Annotated in this window: 22 protein-coding genes; 12 read left to right on the plus strand and 10 right to left on the minus strand. The window is 55.0% G+C overall.

Translation table 11 applies throughout. From position 1 onward, the window contains the following. Positions 1-2: 2 nt before the first annotated feature. From ACN9MW_RS17025 to ACN9MW_RS17035, 3 genes are all read left to right on the plus strand, one after another. Positions 3-1,769, plus strand: coding sequence for a UvrD-helicase domain-containing protein (locus ACN9MW_RS17025; RefSeq protein WP_426161624.1), 1,767 nt, complete (start codon positions 3-5; stop codon positions 1,767-1,769). Then, a complete protein-coding gene (locus tag ACN9MW_RS17030; protein WP_426161625.1) occupies positions 1,766-2,221 on the plus strand; it encodes an antitoxin Xre/MbcA/ParS toxin-binding domain-containing protein in 456 nt (151 codons plus the stop codon). Before ACN9MW_RS17025 ends, ACN9MW_RS17030 begins: the two co-directional genes overlap by 4 nt. A 133-nt stretch (positions 2,222-2,354) precedes the next feature. Further along, positions 2,355-2,498 carry a hypothetical protein gene (locus ACN9MW_RS17035; protein ID WP_426161626.1) on the plus strand — a complete coding sequence of 48 codons (144 nt, stop codon included), beginning with the start codon at positions 2,355-2,357 and terminating at the stop codon, positions 2,496-2,498. A gap of 525 nt (positions 2,499-3,023) precedes the next feature. Here ACN9MW_RS17035 and ACN9MW_RS17040 read toward each other — a convergent pair. After that, positions 3,024-3,500 carry a Cro/Cl family transcriptional regulator gene (locus ACN9MW_RS17040; protein WP_426161627.1) on the minus strand — a complete coding sequence of 159 codons (477 nt, stop codon included), beginning with the start codon at positions 3,498-3,500 and terminating at the stop codon, positions 3,024-3,026. A gap of 147 nt (positions 3,501-3,647) precedes the next feature. Between ACN9MW_RS17040 and ACN9MW_RS17045 the strand changes: the two genes are divergently transcribed. After that, complete coding sequence (locus ACN9MW_RS17045; protein ID WP_426161628.1) at positions 3,648-3,800, plus strand: hypothetical protein; 153 nt, start codon at positions 3,648-3,650, stop codon at positions 3,798-3,800. After that, positions 3,793-5,121: a replication initiation factor domain-containing protein gene (locus tag ACN9MW_RS17050; RefSeq protein ID WP_426161629.1), complete on the plus strand. Its 1,329-nt coding sequence runs from the start codon at positions 3,793-3,795 to the stop codon at positions 5,119-5,121. The genes ACN9MW_RS17045 and ACN9MW_RS17050 overlap by 8 nt, the downstream gene beginning before the upstream one ends. A 14-nt stretch (positions 5,122-5,135) precedes the next feature. Here ACN9MW_RS17050 and ACN9MW_RS17055 read toward each other — a convergent pair. Continuing rightward, positions 5,136-6,304 (minus strand): IS3 family transposase gene (locus ACN9MW_RS17055; RefSeq protein ID WP_426161420.1). Its coding sequence is split into 2 segments (ribosomal slippage): positions 5,136-6,037 and positions 6,037-6,304, totalling 1,170 coding nucleotides; the frame shifts between segments, so codons are not numbered across the junction. Positions 6,305-6,510: 206 nt separating this feature from the next. Here ACN9MW_RS17055 and ACN9MW_RS17060 point away from each other — a divergent pair. From ACN9MW_RS17060 to ACN9MW_RS17090, 7 genes are all read left to right on the plus strand, one after another. Next, on the plus strand, positions 6,511-6,837 hold the full coding sequence (locus ACN9MW_RS17060; protein WP_426161630.1) for a hypothetical protein: 327 nt from the start codon (positions 6,511-6,513) through the stop codon (positions 6,835-6,837). After that, positions 6,824-7,033 carry a hypothetical protein gene (locus ACN9MW_RS17065; RefSeq protein ID WP_426161631.1) on the plus strand — a complete coding sequence of 70 codons (210 nt, stop codon included), beginning with the start codon at positions 6,824-6,826 and terminating at the stop codon, positions 7,031-7,033. Before ACN9MW_RS17060 ends, ACN9MW_RS17065 begins: the two co-directional genes overlap by 14 nt. Positions 7,034-7,035: 2 nt before the next feature. Beyond that, complete coding sequence (locus ACN9MW_RS17070) at positions 7,036-7,278, plus strand: hypothetical protein (RefSeq protein WP_426161632.1); 243 nt, start codon at positions 7,036-7,038, stop codon at positions 7,276-7,278. Beyond that, positions 7,275-7,463 (plus strand): major capsid protein, encoded by a 189-nt coding sequence (locus ACN9MW_RS17075; protein ID WP_426161633.1) that lies wholly within the window; start codon positions 7,275-7,277, stop codon positions 7,461-7,463. Before ACN9MW_RS17070 ends, ACN9MW_RS17075 begins: the two co-directional genes overlap by 4 nt. A 1,078-nt stretch (positions 7,464-8,541) precedes the next feature. Then, positions 8,542-9,048 (plus strand): virulence factor TspB C-terminal domain-related protein, encoded by a 507-nt coding sequence (locus ACN9MW_RS17080; protein WP_426161634.1) that lies wholly within the window; start codon positions 8,542-8,544, stop codon positions 9,046-9,048. 8 nt (positions 9,049-9,056) lie between these two features. After that, complete coding sequence (locus ACN9MW_RS17085) at positions 9,057-9,356, plus strand: DUF2523 family protein (protein ID WP_426161635.1); 300 nt, start codon at positions 9,057-9,059, stop codon at positions 9,354-9,356. A 94-nt stretch (positions 9,357-9,450) separates the two neighbouring features. Beyond that, on the plus strand, positions 9,451-10,659 hold the full coding sequence (locus ACN9MW_RS17090) for a zonular occludens toxin family protein (protein WP_426161636.1): 1,209 nt from the start codon (positions 9,451-9,453) through the stop codon (positions 10,657-10,659). A 25-nt stretch (positions 10,660-10,684) separates the two neighbouring features. Here the strand turns inward: ACN9MW_RS17090 and ACN9MW_RS17095 are convergent, their stop codons facing one another. From ACN9MW_RS17095 to ACN9MW_RS17130, 8 genes are all read right to left on the minus strand, one after another. Further along, positions 10,685-11,233 carry a hypothetical protein gene (locus ACN9MW_RS17095; protein ID WP_426161637.1) on the minus strand — a complete coding sequence of 183 codons (549 nt, stop codon included), beginning with the start codon at positions 11,231-11,233 and terminating at the stop codon, positions 10,685-10,687. Positions 11,234-12,007: 774 nt separating this feature from the next. Beyond that, positions 12,008-12,310, minus strand: coding sequence for a hypothetical protein (locus ACN9MW_RS17100; RefSeq protein WP_426161638.1), 303 nt, complete (start codon positions 12,308-12,310; stop codon positions 12,008-12,010). 14 nt (positions 12,311-12,324) lie between these two features. Then, positions 12,325-12,564, minus strand: coding sequence for a hypothetical protein (locus ACN9MW_RS17105; protein ID WP_426161639.1), 240 nt, complete (start codon positions 12,562-12,564; stop codon positions 12,325-12,327). A gap of 187 nt (positions 12,565-12,751) precedes the next feature. After that, positions 12,752-13,024 carry a hypothetical protein gene (locus tag ACN9MW_RS17110; RefSeq protein ID WP_426161640.1) on the minus strand — a complete coding sequence of 91 codons (273 nt, stop codon included), beginning with the start codon at positions 13,022-13,024 and terminating at the stop codon, positions 12,752-12,754. A gap of 35 nt (positions 13,025-13,059) precedes the next feature. Beyond that, positions 13,060-13,959, minus strand: coding sequence for a rolling circle replication-associated protein (locus ACN9MW_RS17115; protein WP_426161641.1), 900 nt, complete (start codon positions 13,957-13,959; stop codon positions 13,060-13,062). Between the two features lie 216 nt (positions 13,960-14,175). After that, positions 14,176-15,387, minus strand: coding sequence for a zonular occludens toxin domain-containing protein (locus tag ACN9MW_RS17120; protein WP_426161642.1), 1,212 nt, complete (start codon positions 15,385-15,387; stop codon positions 14,176-14,178). Between the two features lie 2 nt (positions 15,388-15,389). Further along, positions 15,390-15,692 (minus strand): DUF2523 domain-containing protein, encoded by a 303-nt coding sequence (locus ACN9MW_RS17125; RefSeq protein WP_426161643.1) that lies wholly within the window; start codon positions 15,690-15,692, stop codon positions 15,390-15,392. A gap of 3 nt (positions 15,693-15,695) precedes the next feature. Beyond that, positions 15,696-16,313, minus strand: a complete 618-nt coding sequence (locus ACN9MW_RS17130; protein ID WP_426161644.1) for a hypothetical protein — start codon at positions 16,311-16,313, stop codon at positions 15,696-15,698. Positions 16,314-17,155: the final 842 nt, after the last annotated feature.

The raw sequence follows: 17,155 nt of genomic DNA on the forward strand, positions 1-17,155 counted from the left end.
GAATGGCGGACGCCGAGCCTATCGATCCCCGCGATATAATTTTGGCATGCACTGGGCATGCCATGGTGCTGGGCGGGCCAGGCAGCGGCAAGACGACGCTGGCCTTGAAGAAGGCCCTGAAAAGGATTCGGGAAGGCTTGGTGCCAGGACAATCCATCCTGTTCCTCAGCTTTTCTAGGGCAGCTGTGGCCCGTTTGCTGGACGCGGCAAATCTGGTGGTACCCAAAGCGGACCTTGCGGCCTTGTCTGTCCAGACGTTTCATTCGTTCTTCTGGAATCAGCTGAAGGTCCACGGCTATCTGTTAGGCGCGCCGAAGAGGCTCTCCATTCTCTTGCCGCAGGACGAGAAGGCTATTAACGGAGGCATTGACAAGGATAACGCCGACTGGGCAGCCTGGACGCAGGAGCGCGAGCGCCTGTTTCGGGAAGAGGGTAGGGTCGCTTTCGACCTGTTTGCGCCGAATACGGCAACATTGCTTACGGCGAGTTCCAATGTCCTAGCGCAGGTGGCAATGACTTATCCGCTGGTCATCGTAGACGAAGCACAAGACACCGGGGACGATGCCTGGAGTTGCATCGAATTGCTCGCCGCCCATACGCAGGTCGTGTGTCTGGCGGACTTGGAACAGCAAATCTTCGACTTCTTGCCCGGGGTGGGGCCAGAACGGATTCACAGGATTCGCCACGCGCTTCAGCCGCTGGAGGCCGACCTTGGCAACGACAACCATCGTAGCCCGGGAACTGAAATTCTAGCACTTGGCAACGACCTGCTGGCAGCTATGGTCAAACCCGGTGCCTATGCCGGGATCGCATCGATCTTGTATGGTGTTGGCAAGCAGGCTCCGAATTGGAATCTCTTGTTGCGCCGCGCGCTGAGCAATCTGTTTCGCGATATGCGTGGGGACGGCAAGGGATCGGTTAGCACTGTGGCGATCTTGACAATGGGTAAGAGTGGCGCGCTGAAAATGTCCAACGCGCTCAATGGAATGGGTGCCAACCCTGGGAAAGTCGTCCGGCACAAGTTGCTGTTTGACGAAGCGGAAGCGTTGCTGACCGCGCGCTTGGCTGCATTCTTATTGGAGCCGAAACAGGAAGATGAGGAGGCGCTAGATATTGCGACCTGCATGGAGCTAGTTGCCGCAGCCAGGCGTTCCACCGGTGGCGCGAAGGCGGTCGTCGATAAATTGCAGCAGCAGTCCGCCAAGATCCGGGCCGGCAAAACGGTGAACATCAAATTAGTTGCCGCACTACGCAGCATCCTGCGGCAGTTGCGGAGCGATGGTTTCACGGGGGATCCTGCAGCAGACTGGCTACAAGTAAAACGACATCTCCGCGCCAGTGGCCGCGAAGAACTGATCCGGTGCGCCTCCCAACTGGATTATCTCGTCGCCTTCAAACGGGGCCAACGCATCTCGGCGGCGCTGTCAGATGAATGGCTGCGCGATGGGGTCTACACGAGGGCCCGCGTCGCACTGGATGCGGCATTGGCGCAAGAGCAGCTACTAGACGGCATTGCTGAGCCACCAGGGATTCAGGTAATGAACGTCCACAAGGCCAAAGGAAAGCAGTTTGACGGCGTGATCTTCGTGCGCGAGATTCGCCAAGCGGAGAACGGGCCGACATCGTCCTTCTTATGGCGCGGAGACGCCGCCCCTTATGTGCAAAGCCGTCGGCTGGTTCGGGTGGGCATCACCCGAGCGCGCCGGCGTTTGTTGATTCTGACGCCAACGTGGCCGGTCTGCCCACTGCATCGCTGGGAAAGACTATGATGGCTCAGCCCAACTCGTTTAAGGGAAGGCTTGTAATGGTGAATAGCTATCTCGAGCTTATGAGGGTTTCGCCCACGGATCGCATTCAGATGATAAGAGCCGTGCCGACAGTCGCGAGAGCAAAAGCATTGGCCCATGAACTTGGCATTGCTGAGAGCATTCTATTGAACGATCTAGGAATTCCGGCCAAGGCGGGCAACGCAACGCGACTCCCTGTGGCTGCCAGCGAAAGGCTTCTTGGTCTGATGACAATGATCGGCCGAGTAGACGCGATGGTACTTAGTATGGACGCTAGTATCGAGTTCGATGCGGCACGGTGGTTGGGATCTTGGCTGAACTCGCCATTGCCTGCTTTGGGAGGCGCGCGTCCGGGCTCTTATCTGGACACTATGACTGGACAGGAAATGCTGGCAGCGTTGCTAGAAATGGCGCGTTCAGGGGCATACGCATAATTGATCTCTTTCTAACCAAGCATGCGCGGCGCTATGGCCTGATCGTTTGAGGTCAATCGTAAAGATCAAGGAGAAAACCATGGGGCAGGACACAATCACATTCAAATGCTCTTGTGGGAGTACGAAATTTGAAATGCCGAAGAACCCCAAGCCTTCCGATATCGTGAAGTGCATAAAATGCGGCGCGAGCAGCAAACACGGCGAGCTTATGAAGGAAGCGACTCGCCTAGCCAAGGCAGCGATCGATAAGAAGATGAGGGAAGTCTTTAAGAAGTAGGCGCTGCTGAATTCTTTTGTAAGGGAGCTTATGGCAAAAAAGGACGAACTCTATCGAACTGTTATCGTGGAGAGCTTCAAGCCAGCCTTAAGGGCAGGACTTCGCGGGGCAGTACACATTCGGCCCGTCGACGGGCAGGGGTTGTCTACGGAGTTGCATGTGGAGTGTTCAAAGGAGCTCTCTCGGGAATACCCCGTTGGAACAAAATTTCGCATTCGGGCAAAGCTTACTGATCGAGAAAGTGGCGGCGAGTATTTGTACAGCTACCATAAGTGGCCAGTCGATGTCCTTGAATGACGGTGGAAAGAATCCGCCGCAGCGTTATTCAGTGGCATAAGTATAGGGCGCGGGCATAGGGGCGGGTACAAATTGACGCAAGAATCAGGAACAACTTTCTGCCAACTAACGGCCGTGCGCTGAATCAAAGAGAATCCTCAAGACACTGAATCCACGTAATCCTGATGACATCGGGAACTTCAAATCTTCGTCGATGTAACCGTGATGACTTGGAGCAGAATGGGTGGTTTACGCCTGTTTACGTCGAAATGTCATCAACTTTACGTTGGAGCGCTGCCATTGCCCGGCGTAAGCGGCGAGCGCGACGAACAGCATTTGACATAATATAGATTGACCCGGTGCCTCGGCGACAGAGTAGGGCTTATAGGTGCTGGCTTCCGCATTCTTCGGTGTCAAAAATAAATTGACACTCGTTGCCAGCAGCAGGCTAGCGGCTACCGCCGTCGTACGGTTCATAAAAACCTCCCACAGACTCTTCTGGCCGTGGCGCTCTGCTCGATCGAGGTCAACTGCCATGATGACTTGCATCGGGTCGACGGCTAATTCCAGCGCGATCTTTACGCACTTTTCGTTTTCCATCGAGCGCTCACCACTACGGTAATTGCTGATCGATACGGGAGTGACACCCAGCCATTCTGCAAGCTGTTTGTCCCGCTTGTAGCCATGCTTTCGCATGATTTGGTCTAGGTACGCTTCGATTCTCATAGGAAAAATCCTTGACTATTCGCATTTAGATAATTAAATTCGCGGTTAGATAATTATCCGACTGCGAATTTTTATGAATCGTATTGGTTTACCAGCAACAGGTCAACAGGACAATCTCTCAGATTGTCACATTTCGCACACCTCTCAATGATCAATATTTCCAGCGATGTTGAAGCGGCGCTGTTGGCCATTGATGTGGCCGGCGGGCTAGTCATTGGCGTATGGGTCGCGGTTCGCGTTATTTCGTGGTTAAGGGCAGTGATTTATGGCTATTACGGTTGGGGAGAGTTCGGTGAGTAAGGGGAAGAAGCTGTCCCTTTCGGCTCGTCGCCAGCTTGCGCAGGGTGATGCTGAGGCATATGCCGCTAAATCTGGCGGTTCTCCCGCTCGCAAGGTCAAGTCCGAAATTTATGGTCGTGCAAAGGTTGCGGCTGAGGCGGCAGGCTGGGGCGCGCAAGCGGCACGGCCAGCCGCCACGGCCCCGGAAGGGGGGTTAATGCCGCAAAAGCAGGGGGTAGCCGCAGGCGCCGAACAGGTGCCCCCCATTAATAACATGGGGGAAAACTTGCGCAGTGCTGGCGAGGCCGAAGTCAGCGGCCACTGGGTCAGTCTGTGTGATGAGCACCTTGGTGAGGTCAAGCTCGTTCTGTCCGATTCCGGCGAAACGAAAACGGTCATGGTGCGCCGTCCTTCGGAAAGCCAGGCTGCGATTATTGATTGGATCAATTTCACGGTACTGGAAGACACTTTCTTCCGTACGGCGCGCCAGATTCTTATTAGCGATGACCAGATTATTGAGGAGGCCTCCCGCCAACTTGAAGCGGTCTTCGGCTTCGGCATCACGAATAAGCGTGAGCGTGGCATGAATTTCTATCGCGAGTCGTGGGAGTTGGGTGACAAGATGGGTTTTGTCTGCTTCGGTGGGCAGCGTCAAACAATGCTCATTACATTGACAGGGCAGGGCTGTACGCACGCTACGCCGGGCTGGGAGCATCGGCTTTATCGCTGGCTGACTGAGGTTGCGGTGCGTCCGTCAATCTCGCGCATTGACCTTGCGCATGATGATCTGCAAGGCGATTACCTTTCCGTCGATTGGGCTGACGATCAGTGGGCAGCTAATGGCTTTTCGTTCCAAGCTGGCGGGCGTCCTCCTGAAATTCAGCACCTTGGAAATTGGCGTCGTCCAAGTGGTAAGGGGCGCACGTTGACGATTGGCACTCGCGCATCCAGTAAGTTCTGCCGGTTCTATGAGAAGGGCCGTAAAGAAGGTGATAAGCAGAGCAAGTGGTGCCGGGTCGAAGTCGAGTTCAAGAACACCAGTATGGTGATTGTCCCTGATGTTCTGTTGAACCCATCGAAATACTTTGTCGGTGCTTATCCGTGCTTCAAAAAGTTTGAAGACAAGATCGCGCCGGAGCGTCTGAAGCTAAAACAAAAGGTCGCACAGATCAATTGGGATGCGACCAAAGAAATTGTGAAGCGTCAGTTTGGCCGCCATTTGCGCGTAGGCCGCGAATTGGAAGGCGATAAAGATTTTCTCGATGAAGTTTGCTGCGAGGGTGATGACTACTGGCCGAAGCGCTTGTTGCCTGTTACTGCGCATGAGGTGTACTGTCAATAGTGGACACTCTCGTCTCAAGCTGCCAGCACTTCCTTGTTGAAGTCTGCCGCAAAGCGTGCCGGCGATTTGTAGCCAAGGCGCGAATGACGCCGTTGGCGGTTGTAGAAGATCTCGATGTACTCCGTAATGGCCGCCTGCGCTTCAGACCTGCATGCAAAGCGACGATGATGAACCAGCTCATTTTTCAAGCTGCCCCAGAAGCTCTCCATCGGCGCGTTGTCGAAGCAGTTTCCCTTGCGCGACATCGAAGTCTGCATTCCGAATTGGTTCTGCAGTTTCCTGTATTTCTCGGCGCAGTATTGACTGCCGCGATCAGAATGATGGATCAATCCCGCCGCCGGTCTTTTGTTGCGCACAGCCCGCCACAAGGCTTGCGCCGTCAAGTCCTGCGTCATGCGTGGCCCCATCGCATACCCCACCAGCTCGCAGGTGAAAACGTCCTTCACGCCGGCCAGATAGAGCCAGCCTTCCTCAGTCGCGATGTAGGTGATGTCTGCCACCCAGGCTTCGTTTGGCCGCGTCGGCAGGAACGTTTGGTTCAACAAGTTCGGCGCGACCGGCATGTCATGCCCGGAATTGGTGGTGGCCTTGAACTTGCGCTTTTGTCTGCAGCGCAGACCAAGTTCTGTGCGCAACCTGGCGACGCGATCACGCCCGGCCTCAAATCCTTGCTCCTTCAGTTCAGGATGAACGCGCAGCGTGCCATAGGTTTCGCGCGATTGCTGATGCACGGCCTGAATCGCCACCTTCAGCTTGGCGTCCTCCTGAGCGCGGCGCGACGGCTTGCGCCCCTGCCATGCGTAAAAGCCGCTGCGAGAGACATTCAAGACCCTGCAAAGCAAATCCGTCGGGTATCCGTCGAGTCGCACCGACTTCATGAACGCGTACCTGGCAGCGACTCCCTTGCAAAGTACGCCGTTGCTTTTTTTAGCACTTCCTTCTCCATGCGTTCAACGGCCAATTCTTTGCGCAGCCTAGCCACTTCCGCTTCAAGCTCCGCCACGCTGCGACTACCGGGAGCAGCCCCAGTATCATTGCTTCGCTTTGCAGCGTTAACCCAAGTCCCCAGTGTTCCCTTAGGAATGTCAAGCCGCTGCGCGGCTTCCTCCAGTGTCAGTCCCTGTGCGAGGACTAGTTTGACCGCCTCTGCCCGGAACTCCGGTGTGTATGTCTTCGATTTCATAAATGCTTCTCCCGTTGCTAAGTTTAACAAACGAGAGTGTCCGAAAAAGTCAGGTTACCTCAGCATGCGACCAGTGGCCCGGTGCCGATCCACAAGCAAGAGCCGATTGTCATTCCGTCGCTTATGCAATTTATTACTACCGTCCCGTCGTATGGCCTCAACGGGGAAAACGGTTTTCGTAGGCCGCGTGTATAGGAAATGATCAAATGAAATTCAAATCGACCGTCAAAGTAACCGGCATGAAGTTCAGCAAGGGCCAGATGGACAACGGCACTACCTTCGATAGCACGAAGGTCTACGTTGAAACCGATCTGGACACGAGCAAGGGCACCGCCATGGGCACGGCCACTGCCGAGTACAACCTGGGCAAGGCCGAAGAATATAAGAAGTACGAACACCTGTCCGGCGCGTTTCCATTCATGGCCGAAGTGGATATGGAGATCGTCACCAATGGTAATACCCAAAAAACGATCATTTCCGCGTTGCGTCCGATCGAGGCTGCGAAGACGGTGAAACAGAATGCGCCCGCATAACGAGGCGGTTAAGTACATCGTGCAGGACGCAGAAACCGGCTTGTTTTTGATGCCGCATGAGGGTGACGTTGGATTTACCCCTTGGGCGCATGAAGCTGGACGTTTCGACCTGTATGGTGAAGCCCATGATACGGCAACCTTCAATTGCCATCAGGGGTTCTTTGTAACTGGTGTAGTGATTGTAGGAGTGCACTAACCATGGCTATTTGCGCACGCGGGGTGACGGTAGACGGCCAGGTGATGCTGGTCATCGACCCTGCTGCGCCGGATTTGTCGACGTGTCCTTACGTCGTCATGAGTGGGGCTGAGGTGGCGAACAGCCTGTTTTCTTTTACCGCCGCAGATGGAGGTCTGCTGTCCGGTGCCATCGTTGGGTGCTGGGCGGCGGCCTTCGCTATTCGTAGTTTAATCAGTGTTATCAAAGGGAGTACTCAAGAATGAAAAAGCAATTTAAATATCTGGCCGCCTTGGCCCTGGCTTCGGCTGCTGGTGTATCGCAAGCGGCAGTGGACATTTCCGCTGAAGTCACGACTGCCAAGACCGACATTGGAACCGCTGGCGCCCTGATTATCGGCGTGGTGGTGTCGATCGCGGTGTTCTCCTGGATTCGTCGCGTCATTAAGTAGTCGCGGCTGTCATGCGGCGAAAAGGGGCCTATGTGCCCCTTTTTTTGGTTAACGGGCAGGAGGTCGATATGGCGGGAATTGCGGTGATGCTGGCGGTGTGCGGTGGCTTCTGGATTCTGTTCAGGGAGTGATTGTGCGAAAACTATTTATACTGTTTTGGGCCTTATGGAGCGGGGTGGCGGTGGCTGACACTATGTATTACGTTGGTAGGGTCGATCTTGGCTTGTTTGGCAGTCAGGAGGCGGCTTGTCAGGCGCAGGGGGCTCGGCAAAATGCGCTTGGCGGCGATTACACTTTAGAGTTTTCGTCTGTGACTAGTGGCGGCGGCTGTCAGTTTAAGAATTACTATAAGGACGGCACGTACTTTGGGATTATCGGTAGTGGTTCGGCTATGCCTTATACCGTTCCGTCTTGTCCTTCGGGGCAAGTTCACCAAGAGGGGCCGGGAGGTGGCGGTTGTGTGACGCCGCCGAAGGAGCCATGTAAGACGCCTGCCGGGTCTAAGGTTAGTTGGAACGGTTATGCGGGGCATCGTTCTGATGGTCCTGATTCCCCTGTCGTGCCCGGCTCTGTTCCCGAACAGCCTACGTCTTCGCCTACTTGCGGGATTTCTGGCCCGCTTGGCGTCGAGGAGTGTTGGAATGCTCCTGCAGCTGGTGGCGGTAGAGACATCTTTTGTAGGTACTCAGGTACGTCTAATGGGCAGGATACCCCGTCGGGTACTCCTTCAGATTCAGGGGCCAAGCCGACTGGTGCCGAAGGTTCGAATATGCCGCCAACGAAAGCAGGTCCGAGTGGCAGTTGCCCTGCTGGCTCTACTCAGGGCGGTGTTGATTCGGGTGGTACGCCCATTTGCATTGGATCGGGAACGAATCCAACTGGTGCCAACGGCGGCGCGCCTACTGATGCGCGGCCTACGTCTTCCACGACGACTAAGACCACTGACGCTGCTGGGAACAAGGTCACGACCACGATTGGCACGCGTGATAACGGTGATGGCTCCAAGACCACGACTAAGACTGTCGAGACGGAAGCGCCGGACGGTAGCAAGGGGTCAACTACGACCACGACTACTGGGATGACGCCGGGCGGCAAGCAGGGCCAGCCGGATAAGCCAGATACCGATTTTTGCCGGCAGCATCCTGAGCTGAATATCTGTCGCAATTCCTCGATCGCCGGGCAGTGCGGGCAGATTACCTGCTTGGGCGATGCCATCCAGTGCGCCACCTTGCGTGCTGCTGCGGCAATGCAGTGCGCCCAGGAGAAGGATGTGGAGGCGGTTAAGCAGATGCCCGCCAAGGCGCTTGGTGACCAGGTCATGGCTGGCGCCGATCCGATGAAGTCCGAGATTGACGCAGCGATCAAGGGCAGGGAGGTTGACCTGGGGAGTGCTTCGCTTGATCAATCGGGCTTTCTCGGCGGCGGATCATGCTTGCCTGATCGGTCTTTTTCTGTGATGGGAAAAACCGTCACGATGTCGTTTTCAGCGGTTTGTGAACGTATCCAGCCGCTTCGTGCAGCGGTGATGGCCTGTGCGTTCATCGTGGCTTATCTGCTGGTTGCTCGCTCTGTTCTGGCTTCGTAGGAGGATTTATGTTTGCTGTGTTCATTCCTGCGCTGATTGGCGCGTTTGCGGGGGCTATGGGTACGCTGGCGGGGCGTGCTTTGATCGCCCTGGGCTTCGGTTTCGTGAGCTACAAGGGCATCGACTTGGCCATTGGGAAATTGAAGGATGCCGCCATTGCTGGTGTGCAGGGTATACCGGCTGATGCGCTGGTATTGGTTGGCTATCTTTGGCTCGATAAGGCGTTGACGGTGATTTTTTCTGCCGTGGTGGTTGCTCTTTCGATGAAGGCGTTGAATGGCACCGTTAAGAAGCTGGTGGCCAAATGACTCATTTTTTCGACTTTAAGGGCTGGGTCGCGCTTTGTGCTTTGTTGGTCGTGATTGGTCTATTTTTCGCTGTTATTCATGGTCGAGGTGATGAATGATTACGCTGATCACTGGCCTTCCTGGAAATGGTAAGACGCTGTTCGCACTGTGGTACATCAAGCAGAAGGCGGAGAAGGAAAATAGGGAGGTCTACTACCACAATATCAAGGATCTGACGCTTCCCTGGGAGGCGTTCGAGGCTGAGAAGTGGATGGACCTTCCGCATGGTTCGATTATCGTGATGGACGAATGCCAGTTCGTGTTTGCGAAGAAGCCGAACGGGTCGAAGCTGCCGGAGTTTTATGAGCAACTGGCGACACACCGCCATCGCGGTTTTGATATCTACCTGGTCACGCAGCACCCTTCGTTAATCGATAACTTCGTCCGGCAGCTGGTGGGCCAGCACTTCCACGCGGTGCGCAAGTTCGGTTTGGAACGCAACACGATTTATGAGTGGTCGGCGGTGAATGCTGCGCCGACGTCGCCCAGTTCTCAGAAGTCGGCTATTCCTTTGAAGTGGGCCTTCCCGAAGGAGGTCTACGGCTACTACAAGAGCGCCGAAGTGCATACGGTGAAGCGTTCGATTCCGATGAAGGTCGTTCTTGGCGTGCTGTTCATTATTTCCGTTTTGGTGGGTGGCTATTGGCTCCTGGATCGGTTTCAGCATCGGAATGACAAGGCGTCGGTTCCAGAAGCTGCGCAAGTTAGTCAACCTGGTGCAACTGGCGCCGGTTCACCAGCTGGGCAAGCTGATGGGAAGCGGAGGTTTGAACCTGGTTCCCTGGAAGACGCGCAGTACTACGTGGCCATGCAACAGCCGCGGATCGCTGGCTTGCCGCAGTCGGCGCCGAAGTATGATGAGCTGACCAAGCCTTCGCGTGTTCCGGTGCCGGCCGCGTGCATCCAGATCGGTTCGGTGCGTGATGAACGGTCCATTCGGTGTAAGTGCTATAGCCAAGATGGCACGCCGATGAACGTGGAGTTCAACATGTGCATCAAGATTGCCCAGGAGGGCGTGTTCCTGGACTTTAATCCGGATCCGAATAAGCAATCGCAGGGCACTGTAGCGGGCTCAGAGGCTTCGCCAGGCTCCAAACCTAGTACTCCAGCCATTGCGCCGCAAAACGGCTCCCAGGTGGTTTCTATGGGGGCGGCTCAGCCTGTGCCCACGGTTGGTGCGGGCAAGAGGCAGGACACGATCCAGGATGGTCCGCCAAACAATCGGGCAACGCGGGCCGATTTCAGCGCAATGCCGCAAGGTTAATGATTAAGCGTGATGCCGATGTGCGTCACGCATTTTCCAGTTTCTTCTCGAGCGATTTGATTTTGCGTGACGCTTTTGCGGCGTCACTCTTAAGCGTGGCTACCTGTGCTTTGGCGGCGTTGGTCGCCTGTACGGCGTCTTCGAACAGTGTGCGCAGTTCGGCCTTCTGAACCGCCAGGGCGTCGTAGCTCCGTCTCCATTGAGTCTCTATTTTGGATTTGGCTTCCTTCGCGTAGCTTAAGGCGTTCTCGGCTTCGACTTTCTTCAGGTACTCGGTGTCCAGTTCGAGCTGCTTCTTGTAAAGCAGGCTTGTTAGCTGTTCGACTTTAGCGGTCAGGTCGACAACTTGGCGCTCAAGCTCGTCGACCTGGTCGGCCATCATCATCAGGGGGTAGTCTGGTTGAGCTTCATTTTGCGTGACGATAGCTCCGTCACTATTTTTCTTTGCGCGTTTATTATCGCGGTAACGTTTGGCGCGTTCAGCCTGGCTTAGCGCGTGTTCCAGCTTAGGGCGGCCGCGACCGCGCTGCGCCAATGGTAGTTCCATGGTTTTGCTGTCCTCTGGTTGCTTCATGATGCCTCCGCTTTGTCGATGTAGTTATTATATGTGACGCGTCACAATAAATCAAATTAAATGTGACGCGTCACGCAAATAGATTTCTATGAGCGCCGCCGACCTGGTAGGCTCTCGCTATTTACGTGACCGTCACGTAAATTGTTCGCTCGTCTCATGCGCGCTGCTCCGTCGCGAACCGAACAAAATTCGACCTGGTAGCGCCCGATCGGGACCTCTGCAGCAAAATTGCAGCTGACCAGGTCGAATTAAATTCTGTCTCGAGAACGAAATCGGCGAATTTTCAGATGGTGGCGGGGTCTGGGCTGCAAGGCCCAGATAGACCATGACCAGGTGAGCGGCCATGTTTGTTTGTGTGCGGCTCGGGTGTTTGTGATCCGTTGGCAGTGCGCGCGCGATAAAGACAAACCAGCGTAAGAGCAGAGTTATCTTTCGGGCATTATAATTGCTTCAATGCAATTAGAGCTTTTCCCGTTTGACACGCTCAGTCCAGCAGAGCGTAAGGCAATTCAGATTTCGATTCGACAGGCGTACTGGCAGCTTCGGAATATTCGTGGCGGCAGGTTCGGCCAGGCCAGGGCGCGCAAGCTGTATCGCCAGGTGGCCGAGCAAAAAAAACGCCTGCAAGTAGCAGGCGTCTCAAAGCGTGAAGTGCTGGATTTCTTAGCTTGTTGCAGGCTCCAGTGCGCCAGGTACAAGCACCCATTTAATCCATGCAGCCATTGCCCGGCGTAAGCGGCGATAACGGCGACGCAGCATTTGACATAATATAGATTATGCGAAGTTCGTTACCGCCGCCGCCGGGCAGTGCTTACATGGTTTAAACGGATGTTTGTACCTGCTGCACTGCGCACGGCAGCAAGCTAAAAAATCCAGCACATCACGCTTTGAGACGCCTGCCAACAGCAGGCGTTTTTTTTGGGCCTCGACCGCCCGATAGTGCCGACGTAGCTGCCCCTGATGGATAGCACTACGGCGCAAATTTCGAATGTACCAGTATCGATTGCGAATGGCGTTGTAGATCGACTTCCGCTCGACGTCACCGAGCGCTTCAAACGGGAAAAGCTCTAATTGCATTCATGCAATTTTACCTAGTCCATTGCAATTCTGCTCTTGATCTGATCCAGTGCATGATGAGCAGCCGTACTCGGTGAATATGATGGCCCACGAATGACCAGCTTATCGTGCTCTTCAATCCGATACTCTTGACTGCCGAAGTGCTTGGCCCAATCCTCAGGAGTTAGACGCCATCGCGTCTTAATCCACGTAGCCTTACCCGGCTTACGATAGCTGGCAAAGTACAGCGTAAATGGATAAGTTTTCTGTTCCATGGTCGCACCTATTTGAACTGTATATCCATACAGTATAGCCGACCACCTGCCAGCGCCCGATGTTTGGCATGGCGCGCCCACCGCCAACGATTGCCAACCGACAGAGCCGCACTCAAACGACCAGGCTAATTTGCTACAGCAAACTTGCATGGGCCTTGCAGCCCATACCCCGCCACCACTTGCTAGGTCAACGCTTACGCATCAACTGAGTGCGGATCAGACGTTCTATCACTTCGTCCTTCGTCTCGTCTTTGAAGTGCGTGAACCGGGCCAACGCCTGCACCACGTCGATAGACACCTTTACAGTCAACGTCTTCTTACCCTCAACGGCCAACCGCTTCCGCCGCAAAGCTTGACGCTCAGCGCCAGTCATGGCCTTGCCGGTAGATGGTCGACCACGTTGGCGAATAGCCCCTTCGAGCAAATCACCAGTTCGCGTATCTTCAATTTGCTTTGTCATGGACCCTCCAATTTATCGTTATAAGTCACGGAAATTCAGAATGGACAATCCGGTTCAACCGGAAGACCCGGCGCTGTCGCGAGGTAAACGACCCCTAACGGGTTATTACACCAAGTGATCAAGCCATCCATCGTATGGCCTTCAATGAATCGGAACGCAGCACGAGCGGCATCCAACATGCAGGTGCAATTCGGAAGGCGCCACGACTGAACCTCAGGCACCACAATTCCACGAGAACAAAAGTACCGCTTCTGATTCAAATCGCGCAAAGCCATCTCCTTGCCGCAGTACTTGGAGATATACGCCGCCAGCCGATGCGCACCATTCTTGCCAAAGCCGAACCTGTTAGGGTTACTTACGTTCACCTGCCCCATCTGTTCACCATTCTCACCACGACCAAGGACGCGCTGCCAGATCGAACGCAAAAGCAAATAGTTCTGCCGCCCATGAACCGCCACGTGGAAGTGCAGTGAGCCACGGTCTTGCTCCTCAATGACAGCAACGTAGTGAAACGCGTTGACCTTACCGACCCGGCGACAAAAAGCCTTAAAGTGCTTAAGTGCCAATTCACGATCAGTCATATTTTCACGATAGGTCAAGGTAACGATGCGATCGGCACCAATCGTCTTACAGCGCTCCGACACCTTTTGCCTAGCACGACGCCCGGCGAATTCCTCACTCGCTTCGCGGTTCTCAGACTCACCACGCTTTGCCTTTTGGCGGGTCTGTGCAGGCCCTACAAAGAATTTATCCTTCGTGACCGTCACCACACACTGCCCATCAGGAAAGACGCGCTTACGGGCCGTAAACGTGTCTTGCCACGTGCCCTTGGTGTTATCGTCGCTCCAGCCGAAAGGCTTTTCGTTCTCAGAAGCCTGCACAGCAGGTTCAAAATCGATTGACTCAAGAACAGCTTCGTAATCTAATTCAGTCATTGGTAACCCTATGTCGGTAGGTTTATCAAGGGCCTCGACCAGTTCCAGCTAGTCGGGGCCTTTTTCTTTTCAGCTCAAACTTCTTTACCGCCCTGCCCACGCTCTGTGTTCGCGTGTCTGTGTTCTTAAGTGTTCTAGGTACAAGTTTAGGCGGCGCTTCGCGCCGCCGCCCTTGCTGCGCGGGGCTTGCTACGGGCGGCGTCTACAATCACCGCCTCACCCCTGAGGCATAGCACTAAAGTCCGCCGCCCGTGTAGCCTTGTTATTCGGCGGGCCGTCTTGAATAGTGTCTACACGCTTGCCGCTACCAAGCTTCGGAACAGGCTCAGAAACACCGATAGAAACGACCTGAGACCCGTTCTGAGGCGGAACGGCCGGAGTGTTGGGCTTCGACTCCGGACCGCCCCGAACACCCGCCACGCGCTCCCTGTCACGCTTATTCGGATCTGGGTCAAAATCCAAGAAGACGCCCTCCTGGGCAATCTTGATACACATGTTGAATTCCACACTCATGGGCGTGCCGTCCTGGCTGTAGCACTTACACCGAATCGCACGCTCATCACGCACCGACCCGATCTGGATGCACGCCGCCGGCACAGGCACCCGAGAAGGCTTCGTCAACTCGTCATACTTAGGCGCCGTGTACTGCACGCCCGCAACCCGTGGAGTCTCCCGCCAAACGTAAGCCTGCGCATCGACACGGGGATCAAGCGGATCATGCTTGCTCGAAGCAGGCACAGACTGCACAGAGGACAAAACCTTTTCCGGCACCGGAGCACTGTCCGCAACCGGAGCATCAGAACTCGTCAACTTCTTATAGAAAAAGGAGCCGAGCCACACTAACGCACACAATGAAAAGAAAGCCAACGCCAATAGCAACTTAACGCGAAACGGAATCGACGGCTTCATCGTGTGCACTTCGGCAGACTTGTACATACCGTACATGGCCTTGTCGAATGACCAGCGCGAACTCTGAGAATCTTTACGACCGCCCGACTTGTCGCAGTTATCCTTGACCGAGTCCCACTCGTGCACGGTAGAAGCCTCATAGCCCCATATCCGCACAAGATGACGATGACGACCAACCAGCTTGCGGACAGCAGGATCAATCAGGCTCGGATGCTGCGTGATCAATACAAGGTCAATGCCAAGATGGCGATGCTCTTCCAGATCGGTAACGAACTTATCAGGTATAGACCCTAACGACCGATTACGAAAAGTCTTCTGCGCCTCGTCAATCACTACAATCGCATTAGGTGGAACCGATGCCCAATCTTTCGGAGATTCCAGCAGCTCCCAATCTAGCTTCAGTTCCTTGATGCCGTGGTAGAACACCGGACGACTCTCACGCTCCGCCCTCTCCTTCACCTTGGACAGCGTATAGCACGTCTTGCCAGCACCCGGAATACCAGTATTCAGCTCAATCATGTTCAGGCACCCTTCGTCACCAATCGAGTCAGCACACCGCTCGTGCCCAACTTAATAAGAGCCGCCGCCGCATAGGCCGAAAACATCATCGAGATAGCCTTATCAACCCACAGGTAAGCGAGAAGCTGTACGGCCTGCGTAGGCATAGCGCCGATGTTCATCTTGATTTGCATGAGAAGCCAGTCAATCCCCGCGCCGACGCCCTTGTACGTGACATACCCCATCCCCAACGCAAGCAACACACGCCCTACCAAAGGTGCGCAAAGTCGCAGCAGTAGACCAGCCAACACATTCACGAAAGGCATGACTTAGCTCCCCAGGACTGCACCCGACAGGATGCGGAAAGATACGAGCGCAGCAGCCACCATCAGTGCGTAACGCAGCACCAAAAGCGCGGAAGCCCCCTTAGACAAAGGAATCGCAATGCTCTGCCCCATAAAATCAACCGACACATCTTCAGGCGGTGCACCACCACCAAGCCAACCATCGGCATTCAACGCGGAGACATCCACTGTCTGACCATTCCCCGGCGCAGGCAACGTGCCCTTTTCAGGATCATTTCCATTAGCAGCAGCCTGACCCAACGCATGCAAAGGACTCGCTTTGAGCGCGTCCTCTTCCTCTTTTTGTCGACACTGAATCGTTGCCGCCTCGCGCAACGTCGCGCACTGGATAGCATCACCCATACAACTAATCTGCCCGCACTGCCCGGCGACCGACGAATTACGACACATATTCAACTCGGGATGAACCCGGCAAAAATCGTCATCAGGTTTGTCCGGCTGGCCCTGCTTCCCGCCCGGCGTAAGGCCTGTCGTTGTTGTAGTTGTCGAAGACTTGCTGCCATCTGGGCCTTCAGTCTCAACGGTCTTGGTTGTAGTCTTAGATCCATCGCCGTTATCCCGGGTGCCGGTCGTGGTGGTCACCTTATTCCCGGCAGCATCAGTGGTCTTAGTCGTTGTCGAAGAAGTAGGCCTCGCGTCAGTCGGAGCGCCGCCATTCGCACCAGTTGGATTGGTGCCCGAACCCACGCAAACGGCCATGCCATCGGCTGACACACCGCCCTGAGTCGTACCAGCAGGGCAACTACCAGTCGGCCCAGCCTTAGTAGGCGGAATATTCGTCGGCGTAGCACCAGCTGGCTTAGCACCCGCATCAGAAGGCGAGCCACTAGGAGCGTCCTGACCATTCGACTTAGCACTGAACTTACAAATGGCATCAAACCCACCATCACTGGTCGGAACCGCCCAACAATCCTCTACCTTAGGCGTACCCTGAACACCGCATGTAGGCGAACTCTGAGGAAAACCACCCGACCCATCAGACGTCGTAGCATCAGGGTCTGTTGAATGACCAGTCTTTTGAGTCCAACTCACAGCAGACCCTGCAGGAGTCTTGCAGGGCTCCTTGGGAGGCGTTACGCAAGACCCGGTACCGCCCTCTTGATGCACCTGCCCCGAAGGACAAGACGGAACGGTATAAGGCATAGCCGAACCACTACCGATAATCCCAAAGTACGTGCCGTCCTTATAGTAATTCTTAAACTGACAGCCACCGCCACTGGTCACCGACGAAAACTCTAAAGTGTAATCGCCGCCAAGAGCATTTTGCCGAGCCCCCTGCGCCTGACAAGCAGCCTCCCGGCTACCATACAAACCAAGATCGACCCTGCCCACGTAATACATAGTGTCAGCCGCCGCCGCCCCGCCCCACAAGAGCAAAAACAGTATAAATAGTTTTCGCATCCCATCAGTCCGAAAAGAGAATC

It is taken from the genome of Pseudoduganella sp. R-34 (assembly GCF_049904655.1).
Lineage (GTDB): Bacteria > Pseudomonadota > Gammaproteobacteria > Burkholderiales > Burkholderiaceae_D > Rugamonas.